Origin of the sequence: Candidatus Accumulibacter cognatus (assembly GCF_000584975.1) — a bacterium.
Lineage (GTDB): Bacteria > Pseudomonadota > Gammaproteobacteria > Burkholderiales > Rhodocyclaceae > Accumulibacter > Accumulibacter cognatus.
The window spans coordinates 64,331-77,113 of record NZ_JDST02000003.1; the positions used below are offsets into that span (position 1 = coordinate 64,331).

Annotated in this window: 12 protein-coding genes and 1 riboswitch; of the genes, 8 read left to right on the top strand and 4 right to left on the bottom strand. The window is 56.9% G+C overall.

The annotated features are described in order from the left end of the window. Window positions 1-48: 48 nt before the first annotated feature. The 3 genes from AW06_RS00535 to AW06_RS00545 all read right to left on the bottom strand — a co-directional run bounded on the left by AW06_RS00535 (window position 49) and on the right by AW06_RS00545 (window position 3,702). Window positions 49-1,539: a sensor histidine kinase gene (locus AW06_RS00535; RefSeq protein WP_246148294.1), complete on the bottom strand. Its 1,491-nt coding sequence runs from the start codon at window positions 1,537-1,539 to the stop codon at window positions 49-51. Then, window positions 1,508-2,188: a response regulator transcription factor gene (locus AW06_RS00540; RefSeq protein WP_034943890.1), complete on the bottom strand. Its 681-nt coding sequence runs from the start codon at window positions 2,186-2,188 to the stop codon at window positions 1,508-1,510. Before AW06_RS00540 ends, AW06_RS00535 begins: the two co-directional genes overlap by 32 nt. Window positions 2,189-2,526: 338 nt before the next feature. Beyond that, complete coding sequence (locus AW06_RS00545; protein WP_034943893.1) at window positions 2,527-3,702, bottom strand: M20 aminoacylase family protein; 1,176 nt, start codon at window positions 3,700-3,702, stop codon at window positions 2,527-2,529. Window positions 3,703-4,174: 472 nt separating this feature from the next. On the opposite strand from AW06_RS00545, the gene rapZ reads away from it, so the two are divergent. The 8 genes from rapZ (at window position 4,175) to AW06_RS00585 (ending at window position 10,868) form a co-directional block, all read left to right on the top strand. Beyond that, window positions 4,175-5,053, top strand: coding sequence for an RNase adapter RapZ (rapZ, locus tag AW06_RS00550; protein ID WP_034944072.1), 879 nt, complete (start codon window positions 4,175-4,177; stop codon window positions 5,051-5,053). After that, on the top strand, window positions 5,053-5,427 hold the full coding sequence (locus AW06_RS00555; RefSeq protein ID WP_034943896.1) for a NusG domain II-containing protein: 375 nt from the start codon (window positions 5,053-5,055) through the stop codon (window positions 5,425-5,427). The genes rapZ and AW06_RS00555 overlap by 1 nt, the downstream gene beginning before the upstream one ends. Window positions 5,428-5,467: 40 nt before the next feature. Further along, window positions 5,468-5,540: riboswitch (S-adenosyl-L-homocysteine riboswitch) on the top strand. A 106-nt stretch (window positions 5,541-5,646) separates the two neighbouring features. Continuing rightward, window positions 5,647-7,053: an adenosylhomocysteinase gene (gene ahcY, locus AW06_RS00560; protein ID WP_034943899.1), complete on the top strand. Its 1,407-nt coding sequence runs from the start codon at window positions 5,647-5,649 to the stop codon at window positions 7,051-7,053. A 13-nt stretch (window positions 7,054-7,066) separates the two neighbouring features. Then, window positions 7,067-7,915, top strand: a complete 849-nt coding sequence (gene metF, locus AW06_RS00565; RefSeq protein WP_034943902.1) for a methylenetetrahydrofolate reductase [NAD(P)H] — start codon at window positions 7,067-7,069, stop codon at window positions 7,913-7,915. Between the two features lie 147 nt (window positions 7,916-8,062). Then, window positions 8,063-8,338, top strand: coding sequence for a DnaJ domain-containing protein (locus AW06_RS00570; RefSeq protein WP_034943906.1), 276 nt, complete (start codon window positions 8,063-8,065; stop codon window positions 8,336-8,338). Next, a complete protein-coding gene (locus AW06_RS00575) occupies window positions 8,338-8,895 on the top strand; it encodes a hypothetical protein (protein WP_034943909.1) in 558 nt (185 codons plus the stop codon). The genes AW06_RS00570 and AW06_RS00575 overlap by 1 nt, the downstream gene beginning before the upstream one ends. After that, complete coding sequence (locus tag AW06_RS00580; RefSeq protein ID WP_034943913.1) at window positions 8,895-9,617, top strand: hypothetical protein; 723 nt, start codon at window positions 8,895-8,897, stop codon at window positions 9,615-9,617. The genes AW06_RS00575 and AW06_RS00580 overlap by 1 nt, the downstream gene beginning before the upstream one ends. Continuing rightward, complete coding sequence (locus tag AW06_RS00585; protein WP_273704255.1) at window positions 9,618-10,868, top strand: hypothetical protein; 1,251 nt, start codon at window positions 9,618-9,620, stop codon at window positions 10,866-10,868. It begins immediately after the preceding gene. A gap of 107 nt (window positions 10,869-10,975) precedes the next feature. On the opposite strand, the gene AW06_RS00590 is transcribed toward AW06_RS00585, so the two are convergent. After that, a complete protein-coding gene (locus AW06_RS00590) occupies window positions 10,976-12,757 on the bottom strand; it encodes a gamma-glutamyltransferase family protein (protein WP_034943919.1) in 1,782 nt (593 codons plus the stop codon). Window positions 12,758-12,783: the final 26 nt, after the last annotated feature.

The window sequence follows — 12,783 nt, forward strand, 5'->3', positions numbered from 1 at the left end:
AGTCCACTGGTACATTTGAGCGTTGAATGCTCGATCCTCGATAGGCAATCAGGCAAAACCAGTCTGAACAGGATCCTGTGCCAAGGCCTGGGAACGCTGCGGGCTAAACACCGGGAAGACAATTCTAGCGACACAACCACTGGGCTCATCAGTCTCTGTGTCTCTGTTGTTTGGACGCAGACTGGCTGCGGCTTGATGGACTTCAGCGATCTCGCGAACGATGGCCAATCCCAAGCCACTGCCCTCCCCGTCGCTGCCATCGACGCGGTAAAAGCGGTCGAAAACCCTCTGGGACTCGGCATCGGAAATCCCTGGTCCGCTATCCTCGATTTCAAGCAGGGCGAAATCGCCTTGCGCAACCACCCGCGCGGTCACCCGTCCGCCAGAAGGCGTATAGCGCAAAGCATTATCGAGCAGGTTGTTGATCATTTCGCGTAAGAGAAAGGCATTGCCCAGGATAAGCACGCTACCGGCAGGTTCATAACCCAGGTCAATATATTTTTCGAGTGCCTGCACAACCCAGTTTTCGACGACCTCTCGCAGCAAGTGATCAAGATCGAGCGCCACCAGGGTCTGTTGCGAGTGCTCGCTTGCCTCCGCACGGGCCAGAGCCAGTAGCTGATCGACCAGATGCGAAGCACGATCAGCACCGTTCAAGATCTGCCTGAGGGCGTGCCGCAGTTCGGCTGGATCGGTCTCGCGCATCGCCAACTGAGCTTGCGTCTTCAGGCCGGTCAGCGGGGTCCGCATCTGATGCGCAGCATCGGCGATGAAACGGCGCTGTGCAGCCACGTTTTGCTGCATCCTTGCCAACATTGAATTGAATGCTTCGGTCAGCGGGCGCAATTCTTCAGGGATACGGCGCAGAGCAATCGGCGATAGATCCGCTTCGCGACGAGCTTCAATCCGGTCACGCAAACGCGTCAGCGGGCGCAAACCCTGCGACAAGCCGAACCAAACCAGGATCACTGCGAGCGGAATGATCACGAACTGTGGAAGGATGACACTGGCGATGATCTTGTTCGCCAGTTGAGAACGTTTTTCAGTGGTTTCACCGACTTCAATCAGGACACCACGCCCGTCAGGCCCTGCTTCGAACAGCGATATGTAGGCTATACGCAGGGACTGTCCGTGGTACTCGTCATCGCGAAAAAACACCTCATTATGCTCATTCTTCAAGAGCGTGCCAGCCATCTTCGGCACGGGCAGCTCCGGATCGCCGGCAATCAACTGACCATCTTGGTCGAGCATGTGGAAATAGACGTTATCGATCTCGTCCGAGCGCAGGAAGAGTTGTGCCAGACTGGGCAAGGCCAACTGCGGCTGCCCGTCGACGAAGCTGACCTGGCGCGATATCGCGGCAACATGTTCGCGCAAGGACTGATCGTACGGGAAACTGGCAACACTGTTGGCGAAGTAGTGAGTGAACGCAATGCTGATTGGCCACACGAAAAGAAGCGGGGCCAGCATCCAGTCGAGAATCTCGCCAAACAGCGAGCGCTGGATATCAGGATTTTCTCTCTTCCGCAGGTTTCTCAAGACTGTAGCCGAGCCCGCGCACGGTAATGATATTGACTCCGGTTGATTCGAGCTTCTTGCGCAAGCGGTGGATATAGACCTCGATTGCATTGTGGCTGACCTCCTCACCCCAACCGCAGAGGTGGTCCACCAATTGATCCTTGCTGACCAGGCGTTTTGCCCGTGACAGAAGAACCTCGAGCAGACCCAGTTCGCGTGCCGAAAGATCAAGCATCTCGCCATTTACCAGCGCGCAGCGGTCGGTCTGATCGAAAGTCAGCGACCCGCATTGGATCATCCGTGAAGTACCGGACGACCGACGGCTTAGCGCCCGAACACGAGCCTCGAGTTCAGCCAGTTCAAAGGGCTTGGCCATGTAGTCGTCAGCCCCGAGATCGAGTCCCTTCACCCGATCGTCGATGCCGTCAAGCGCAGTCAGAATCAGGACCGGCGTCGTTGCATTGCGCGCCCGCAGACGACGCAGCACATCCCAACCCGGCATTTTCGGCAAACCAAGATCGAGAATCAGTAGATCGTAGGGATTGGTCAACAAGGCCGTATCGGCGTCAGTGCCGTTATAGGCACAGTCAATCGCATAGCCTCCCTGACGCAGTGACCGGCACAGACCATCAGCAATGATTCGGTCGTCTTCAGCGAGGAGAATTCGCACGGCGTACCGTTCTTGCTTTAACTGGCGTAAGTTGCTTGTAAGTCCCCGCCATTACACTATCCTTGCTGTTCTCCTTTTATGGTCCTGGGAGTTCTGGTTTTGGCCCGGACTCGGGGGGTGCCTGAATACTGCACCGGGTACTCCCCACCATTTTTTGAAATAGGGGGATCGGCGCGTTTTGCCAATCCTCGGGTACGCTGCCCATGGGTTCACCTGGCGAGTGTAACAAAAAAGACATTGGTTTCGTTGGCAAACGTACGCGCGAATCTGCCCATGGTTTCCAGGGCCAGCTGAGACACAACCTGCCCTGCCCCGAAGGGACAGCCGGGCTGCTCCAGTCACGACTTACGCCCCAACACCGCTTCAACCAACCTGACCCAGTAACTCACCCCTAGCGGCAGAATCTCGTCGTTGAAATCGTAATGCGGATTGTGCAGGGTGCAGCCCCCGGAGCCCGGACCATTGCCTAGCCAAACGTAGCAACCTGGCTTTTCGCGAAGCATGTAAGCGAAATCCTCGGCCCCCATCGAGGGCAGCTCATGCACATGCACTTGATCAGCACCAAGCAGGCCGCTTGCCACACGCCGGCAGATTTCCGTTTCCGAAACACTATTTACCGTCGGAGGATAGCGATGGTCAAAACAAACGGTAATCTGCGCTCCGAATGTACGAGCAATGCCATTGCACAGCCGCTCGATTGCGCCTTCGACAAGATTCTGGGTTTCGACGTTGAAGCTGCGGATCGTACCGCGTAGAACAGCATCGTCGGGGATGACATTCCAGGCTTCACCAGCATGCACCTGGGTGATGCTCACCACCGCCGACTGGCAGGGATGCAGGTTGCGGGCAACGATAGTTTGCAACGCGAGTACCAGATGACTGCTTACAACCAGCGTGTCGACCCCCTGATGCGGCATCGCGGCATGGCAACCCTGCCCCCGTACCAAGATTTCAAAGGTAGATGTGCCCGCCATCACTGGCCCCGGCATCACTGCCATCTCACCAACCGGGATACCCGGCCAATTGTGCAGACCAAACACCGCGTCCATCGGAAATTTCTCGAACAGCCCTTCAGCAATCATCACCTCGGCGCCTCCCTCGGACTCCTCGGCAGGCTGGAAAATGAAGTAAACGGTGCCGTCGAAATCCAGATCGTTCCGGTGCTCGGCCATGTAGCGCGCGGCACCGAGCAAAATCGCCGTATGCCCGTCGTGACCACAGGCATGCATACGTCCATCGTTTCTCGAACAGTGTGGAAAGTCGTTCTTCTCGCACATAGGAAGCGCGTCCATGTCAGCTCTCAGTCCAATGGCACGGGGACTGCTGCCCTTGCGCAGGATGCCGATGACGCCAGTGCGTGCCAGACCACAATCAACTTCCAGTCCATAGCTGGTCAACTCGCGAGCCGCCAATTCAGCTGTTCGCAGTTCATCGAAGGCTAGTTCAGGGTGAGCATGTATATCGCGCCGAATTGCCACGAGGTCGACGAGGAAAGGGATATTCAGAATTGTCATGAGTTCGAACCAATTGCTTGGAAAGAAGAATTTATGCGAGATCGCATGGCAGCCTCGAGAAGCCGCCGGGTCTTGGGAAAAGTCAGGGGAAAAACCTCTGAGAAGCAGTGAATAAGCTTAGCAAAAAGCGCTTGTGGGTAAGTTATCAGATTTTTTCCACAGCTTCATACCGTCTTTCTGTAACCCGAAAAGACGGTATATCATTTTGATTTTTAGAGAGAAAAAAACATATCAACAGGTTTGTTGTCACTATAGCTATGGTAGTATTTATATATAGATTCTTCTGATACAGGATCAGATACCCGGCTTGCAGAGAAAGAGAAGGCTACTGCGACTTGCACCGAAGGAATCCCACCATGAGTTCCTACACGGGCCCAAAAAATAAATAAAACATATTTTAATTCAGCATGTTATAAAACGTTATTGACGAATGGCTTGCCCGTCAAGCCTGGCATCCGTTATGCTGCGAGGCATGCATCTCGTTCTCATCAGTGGCCTGTCCGGTTCGGGTAAATCGATCGCCCTCAAAGTTCTTGAGGACGCCAACTATTATTGCGTGGACAACCTGCCATCTCAGTTGTTGCAGCCGCTTGTCGGACAACTTGAGCAGCAGGGTTACGACCATGTCGGAGTTGTGATCGATATTCGCGGGGGCGATAGCGTGGCCATGCTTCCCTTGCAACTCGATGCCCTGCGCGCCAACGATCTCGACCTGCAATTCCTGTTTCTTGATGCGCAGGATGCAACCTTGATCAAGCGCTACTCTGAAACCCGGCGCCGACATCCTCTGGCCAGTGACAAGCTGACGCTGACCGAGGCCATTACCGAAGAACGAGTTCGTCTTGCCGAGTTGACCGCCCTTGGTCATCACATCGATACCAGCGGCGTCAAGGCCAGCGCACTGCGCGAGTGGGTCCGCCAGTTCGTGACTAGAGATCTTCCTTCAGATTCCTGTCAGGGACTGACCCTGCTTTTCGAATCGTTCGGGTTCAAGCATGGCATGCCGCTCGATGCCGACCTCGTTTTTGATGTTCGTTGCCTACCTAATCCGCACTACGATCCCATCCTGCGTCTGCTCACTGGTCGTGACGCACCCGTCATTGATTTCCTCGAAGCCGAGCCCGAAGTGCTGCGTATGCGTGGCGATATCGCCGGTTTCCTTCGTACGTGGTTGCCGTCATATGTTCGGGACAGCCGCAACTATCTGACGGTAGGCATCGGTTGCACGGGTGGCCAGCATCGCTCGGTCTATTTTGCCGAATGGTTGGGACGCGAGTTTCGTGGTTGTGCGCGTGTTCTGGTTCGTCACCGCGAGTTGCGCTTTCCAATGGTGATTGTCGAAAATCCGTGATGAGCTGGGTCGGGCTGCTCAGGTCCGGCGACTGGATGCTGGTCATCTTGGGTTTGTGCATTTGCGCCGCGTCGTTTCCTTGGGCATGGCGGGCCGGCGTCGCTGAAAAAGCCATCGTCAAGCGCGGCGGCGAAGTATTCTCAGAACTCGATCTGGCACGCAATCGCCGCATTGAAGTCCCTGGGCCACTGGGCATGACGACGGTTGTCGTCGACCAGCGTCGGGTGCGTGTCGCTGCGGATCCAGGTCCCCGGCAATATTGCGTGCGCCAAGGTTGGCTAACTCGCCCTGGCGAAATCGCCATCTGTGCACCCAATCAGGTCAGCGTCGAAATCCAGGGAAGGCAACGGACCTATGATTCGCTCGCGTACTAATACTGGCCAGTACTTGCCGAGCCAGTTTATAATCCGGGTTCAATCCGAGGAGCGCTGCAGGGCTGTCGTCCGACAGTTTCAGGCTCGGATTTTTCAAACGGCGCTCATCCAACCAACCCGTGCCGGGCGCGAGGAGAGGGATGGGCGCAGGCTGAAGTCCTTCAGCAGATATGCCCGACAGCTTCCTTCCCCTGGTCACCGTTCTTAAGGAGCCTTGCCATGTCGGATGCTGTTACTCAAGACTATGTGATTGCTGACCTTGGCCTCGCCGAATGGGGTCGCAAGGAAATTCGTATTGCCGAAACCGAAATGCCGGGACTGATGGCGATTCGCGAAGAGTTCGCGACCACCAGGCCCCTCATGGGCGCACGCATTACTGGTTCGCTGCACATGACGATTCAGACCGCCGTACTGATCAAGACCCTGGTTACTCTTGGTGCTGAAGTACGGTGGGCTTCGTGCAACATCTTTTCGACCCAGGATCACGCTGCTGCGGCTGTCGCAGCTTCCGGAGTATCGGTCTTCGCCGTCAAAGGCGAGTCGCTGGAAGATTACTGGGATTACACTCATCGCATCTTTGAATGGCCGGATGCGGGTTACAGCAACATGATCCTCGACGATGGCGGCGACGCGACGCTGCTCCTGCACCTTGGTGCCCGAGCCGAAGGTGACGCGTCGGTGCTTGCCAGCCCGACTTCCGAGGAAGAGGCGATCCTCTTTGCGACGATCCAGGCCAAACTGGCCAATGATCCGACTTGGTACTCGCGTCGTCTGGCAGCGGTCAAGGGCGTGACCGAGGAAACCACGACCGGCGTGCATCGCCTGTACCAGATGCACGCCAGGGGTGAGCTCAAATTTCCGGCGATCAATGTCAACGACTCGGTTACCAAATCGAAGTTTGACAACCTTTACGGTTGCCGCGAATCGCTGGTCGATGGTATCAAACGCGCCACCGACGTGATGATCGCTGGCAAGATTGCCCTGATCGCCGGCTATGGCGATGTTGGCAAGGGCTCGGCACAAGCCATGCGCGCCCTGTCCGCACAGGTGTGGGTCACCGAAATCGATCCGATCTGTGCCTTGCAGGCGGCCATGGAAGGCTACCGCGTGGTAACCATGGATTACGCGGCTGACAAGGCCGATATCTTCGTTACCTGTACCGGCAACTATCACGTGATCACCCATGCGCACATGGCCCGGATGAAGAATCAGGCGATCGTCTGCAACATCGGCCACTTCGACAACGAAATCGACGTCGCCTCGATCGAGACCTATGTCTGGGAAGAGATCAAACCGCAGGTCGATCATGTGATCTTCCCCGATGGCAAGCGCATCATCCTGCTGGCCAGAGGTCGTCTGGTCAACCTCGGTTGCGGTACCGGCCATCCCTCGTACGTGATGAGTTCCTCGTTCGCCAACCAGACGATTGCCCAGATCGAACTGTTTACACGCAATGCCAACTATCCGGTCGGGGTGTATACCCTGCCCAAACACCTCGACGAGAAGGTGGCCCGCCTGCAGCTCAAGAAACTCAATGCCGAGCTCTCCGAGCTGACGGATCAGCAAGCTGCCTACATCGGCGTAGCGAAGGAAGGTCCTTACAAGTCCGAGCAATATCGCTACTGACATTTGCCGACTCATGACCCCGCAGCCTCCCGTTTTCAGCCTAGAGCTTTTTCCGCCGCAAACCCTCGAGGGAGCGGAAAAGTTGCGGGGCACGCGTGCTCGCTTGGCGCTTCTGGAGCCCAGGTTTTTCTCGGTTACTTTTGGCGCCGGCGGTTCGACGCGTGACCGCACGCTCGAGACTGTGCTTGAAATCCAGCGCGAAGGTCATCAGGCGGCACCGCACCTGTCGTGCATCGGGTCGACTCCGGATAGCATTCGCAGCATTCTCGAACAGTATCAGGCACATGGTATTCGCCATCTGGTTGCACTGCGCGGTGACCTGCCGTCGGGTATGGCCAGGCCGGGCACCTTTCGCTATGCCAACGAGCTCGTCGAGTTCATTCGCGCCGAAACAGGCGACTGGTTTCATATTGAAGTCGCGGCTTATCCGGAATACCATCCGCAGGCAAAAAGCCCGATGGAGGATCTCCTGGCTTTCAAACGAAAGCTCGACGCTGGTGCCAATTCGGCAATCACGCAGTATTTCTACAACTTCGACGCCTACGCGCATTTTATCGACGAGTGCCAGGCGCTCGGCATTGATGTGCCGATCGTCCCCGGCATCATGCCGATCTCCAGCTACAGCAGTCTTGCCCGCTTCTCGGATAACTGTGGTGCGGAGATACCGCGCTGGGTCAGGAAAAAACTTGAAAGCTACGGTGACGACACCTTGTCGATCCACGCTTTCGGTCTCGATGTGGTCAGCTCGCTTTGTGCAAAACTGTTGGCCAGTGGCGCTCCTGGTTTGCATTTCTATACACTCAACCAAGTGGAGCTGACCACTACCCTGTGGCAGCGTCTCGGCCTTTCTAGGCGATATTAAGGTGAAATCGCGTCAGCAACTCACGAACCTTCACTCGCCCGCACGCCGAAGAAGGTTCGGGGGCGAAGGGAACGGCAGTGGCTCTGACCATGATAAAGTCATGGCCTTTGGTCGAAGCCTCCGGAGCAACCGTCTTGATGAGAATGCATGAAAGACTATTACGCCATACTCGGGATCGCCAGTGATGCCTCAAAAGATGTGGTCAAGATTGCATATCGCAGAAAGGCCTGGTTACTTCATCCAGACCGCAACAAGGCTCCGGAAGCGACCGACCATTTTCGCGACGTTCAGGAAGCCTATGAAACACTTTCTGACACCAGTCGTCGACAGGTCTACGATGAGAATCGACGCCGTAATCTTCTCGATAAGCCTCTGGAAACTGCGCGGGAAATCTGGAAAAATTATCTTGAAGGAGTACTGTAGTGAGGCTGTCGCCATTCTTTGAAGATCTGAAGTCTGCCTATGACGCCGAGCTAGACGACTTGATGACCGATTCGGCAGGGCACGATGTCCTGGCCAAGCGGCTCAAGGCGAAGCGCGGGCAGCTTGCGCAACTCCTGCCGATGATTGAGTGCAATCCTGAAATGGTAGCCGTTGCCTTTCACGGCGGCATGCGTTTTGCCAGTCCGGAAGTAATGCGGGAGCTTGCCGCACAGGAGCCCGAAGACCTGCCCGACTGGTCAACACTGCTGACGGCGGTGGAGCTGGAATCCTGGGCCGAAGCCTTCGCCGAGGTCGTCCTCAAGGACCCGAACGGTGACCGGTTCATGGTGGTGACCGCCTGCCTGGAATATCTGCAAGGGCGCTTTGCAGCGTCGTCTGAGCCAGAGCCTGAACGGTCGACAGACACGCGTGACGCTGTCAACAGCGACCAGAACGAGCAGGACTTCGATGACAGCCTCGACCTTGCAGAGTCCGGTGCCGACTGGCTTGCCGAACAGGGTTTTGATCGGAAAGATCAATTTTCGGAGGATCACTGATGGGCCATCCGGTACTGGTGAAAGCAGGGAGACTGATCCAACTCGGCAACATCGTCGGTGCCGAAGCAGCCCTGGCTTCGCTGGCGGAAAGCGATGGTGACGATGCCTTGGTGGTGGCTCTCGATGACTTTCCAGCCAAAGACCTGCTGGCTGTTCTGCGCGACTTCGATTCATCTCGGGAATCAGTGGTGAACCTGTTGGTCTCGCCAGAACAGTTCGCCCGTGCAATCGTCCTCGAACGGCGCTACGGCGAGCAAAGTCATGAGCGGTTGCACGGCATGATCAATTCAGTGGTTTTCCGGGCAGGCAGCGATCCCGGCGAATTCCTCGAGGCGATCGGAGAATTCGAAGGCGGCTGCGAGGTCCTGGCCGATTATCTCTGCGAGCGTGTCGAAAACGTCGAGCATTTCTTCAAGACGGCGACCTTTGATTTCTTCGCCGATGCAGAGGAATCTGCCGACGACATGACCGACGAAGAACGTCTGGACGCGCTCGCTGATCCCGGTGTCAATCGTCCTTTCCTGACGCACAATGAAGTCAACGATCACGACTGGATGGAGCTGACCTGGATACTTCGTTACCAATACCCCGAGATCTTTCGGGATGTCCTGCTGATCCTGCGTGCGCGTAGCAGGGCCGAAGAACTCGTGTCGCCTGACCTGGCAAGGCCCAGGCCTGCGGACAGGTCGCCGGTCGAGCTGGGGGAGGAGTCAGCGCTATAGTTGCAGGTTTCTGAATTACCGGCTACTCACAGAAGGATGTTACCGCCCATGCCGCCTAGCTGCCAGAAAATCGCAGTATTCGATGCGCGGTCTTTTTTCGAAAAGGCCCTCGCTCACGGGGTGCGCAATGGGATCATCGATCAGCATAGAGTTGTCAGTATCCTGAATGACGCCCCAAAGGGAATGCTGCAGATTGCCGAGTATTTCGGGACGCAGTATTTGCGGCCGAATATCGAGGAGGCGCGTACGCGGATCGTCAATCTGGTCAGTCTTTTTCTTGCTGACCGCAGCGGTGGTGACCTCGACAAAGCAGCTCGATCGTTGCGGGACCACACTTTTCTGTCACATTCGCGTGGCGGTTCCGAAATGATCAAGGCGCTCTGGGCCTTGCCCGATTGTGACATCATTGGCGGTATGAGCGCGAAGTCACAAAGGGAATTCCTGGCTGAGTGGTCGCTCAGGGAGCATGCCGAATATCGAATCGCCCTCGAACAAAGGAAGGCGTATCACTTGGCGATTGAAGCGGCACTCTGGTTTGCCGAAAACCTTGGAGTAGCCCCCTCCAGCCTTTCGATGGTGCCCGTTGGATCGTTCCTGCGTACGGCCATGCTCGTCTATCTTGGCGGAAACACCCCACCTGCATTCCCCAATGCTGCCGGCTTAGTCAGTATTCTGAAGGCAATCAGGAAGAAAGGGATAGCGCCGAAAGGCAGAAAGCGAGTCAAGGAGATATTCCAGATCCTGCCTGAATCGTACCAGGAGATTGCCAGACGCCACTTGCAGGAGGTCGAAACAGAGGATCTTCCGAGGATTCTCGATTCCTCATTGGCGATCGACAAGTTGTTCGAAGAGACTGTTCAGAAAGGGTATTTTCTGCGGGATGTCGATCTCGAAGATGCCAGTCTATTCGATGCCGCAGTTTCGAAGGAGTGGCAAAAGATGACTGCAGGCAAGACTGACGATGACTCGCTGCTGACGATTTTTGTCTGCATCGCAGCCGATACGGTTCCCAAACCTACTCTGACACGATCGGCAGCGAGAGCCCTGATCCGCAAGGTTCGTGCAGACGGTTTAAAGCAGGAACCAGTGCTCGGCTTCATTCGTCAGTGCGCGCCCCATGAGATGCAGGAAGGCCTGGAAAAATTATGGAATGAATTTTTTCCGGAGGCTCAAAGCTATCTGCTCGATAGCTCTGATACGACCCTTGGCGAGGCAGTGGCTTTCCTTAAAGAACACTGTTATGTGATGTAGTGGTGTGCTGTGGCGCCGTGAGGGTGGTCTGCTGGTGACGTTGCTTGGCAGGCCAAGTCCCCGGTTCGCTTGCTGCCCGCATCAGCGAGGGCATGGAAGCGTGATCATCACTCGCCCAGCACCAGGCCCTCACGGCGTGGATCGGCTCCGCCGGCGAATCCAGCCGAGGTCTTTTCGATGGCCTGCAGACCGCTGTTCATGCCGACTTCGTTCACCACGTGGCTGCGGGCCCTAAGCGCTTCGACAAAGGACGGGGAAAAACGCTTTTCCTCAAGCAGTGTCGGCCCGTTCAGCGAACCAAAGTTGGGCAGGTCGATGGCCTGTTGCGGTTTTAATCCCCAGTTCAGCATCGCGTAAAGCAGCTTGGCCGTGTAGTGGATGATCAACGCGCCGCCCGGTGAGCCGCCGCTGATCACCAGCTCACCGCTGTCCTGGTCAAAGACCAACGTTGGACTCATCGATGAGCGCGGGCGCTTGCCCGGTTCGACGCGGTTGGCGATGGGCAAACCTCGGTTATCGGTCGGGGTAAAGGCGAAATCACTGAGCTGGTTGTTGAGGAGAAATCCCCGTACCATCTGGCGTGCTCCGAAGGCATCCTCGATGGTGGTGGTCATTGCCAAGACGTTGCCGTACTGGTCGGCGATGCTGAGGTGCGAGGTTCCGTATTCAGGCTGTTCGGGCATCGCTGCCTGGGTCATTGGTCCCGGCGATGGCGAGCCTGGTCTGGCGACCTGCATGCTGTGCGGGCCAATCAGCCTCGCTCTTTCAGCCAGGTATTCCGGCTGGATCAGCGCGTACCAGTTGCCCACCGGTGCAGCGACGAAATCCGGATCGGCGACATACTGGGCGCGATCGGCAAAAGCCAGGCGTGCTGCCTCACTGTAATAGTGCATCCAGAGTGGGGTGGCAAACGGCAGGAATGCAGCTTCGGTGTGATTGATGATGCCGAGAATCTGGGCGATGGCGATCGCTCCCGAACCTGGAGGCGGAAAACCGCAGATAAGGTAAGTTCGCGGTGGCTCAACCCGTTTGGGCGCATAGCTGCTGCACAGCGGCTGGCGGCGCTGCGGCTGGTATGCGGCCAGATCCGCCAAGGTAAGCTGGCCGGGGTTTTCCGGATATTGCTGCACCTTATCGACGATCGCCTGCGCGATCTCGCCCTCGTGCAGTGCCCGTGACCCCTCGCTGGCGATCCTGCGCAGGACGCCAGCCAGTTCGGGATTGCGCAAAAGGCTGCCGACGGTGACGGGTTGACCATCCGGATCATAAAAATAGGCAGCGGCCTGCGGATCCTTCCGGAGATGGGGGTCGGCCTTGAGCAGTGTGTGCAGGCGCTGACTGACCGGAAATCCATTTTCGGCTAGCCGGATCGCCGGTTCGAAAAGGGTCGGCCAGTGCAGCCGGCCATATTCGGCGTGCGCCACTTCGAGCATCCGCAGGGCACCTGGCACGCCGACGGCGCGGCCACCAACGATGGCTTCCTGAAAAGTCATCACTTTGCCGTCGGCCTTGACGAACAGACTCTCACTGGCTGCTGCTGGTGCTGTCTCGCGACCGTCGAAGGCAACCGTCTGGCGACCATCGTGGTGGAGCAGAAAAGCGCCACCGCCGATGCCGCTGGATTGTGGTTCGACGAGGGTCAACACCATCTGCGCGGCAACCGCCGCGTCGATCGCCGTGCCGCCGTCTTTGAGCATGGCGAGTCCTGCAGCGCTGGCCAGTGGATTGGCCGTGGCAATGGCAAACTTCTGGCCGTGCCATCCGGGCTGTGCACTGAGGCCCGAGGCGCCTTCAGGTTGACGGCTTTCGGCAGTTGCGCTCGCAGTCAGCGATGGGGAATGACTGCAGCCCACGACCAGCATCAGCAGAACGAGGAAAATGATGTGCATGGCTATACTCCAATCGGGAGACCCTT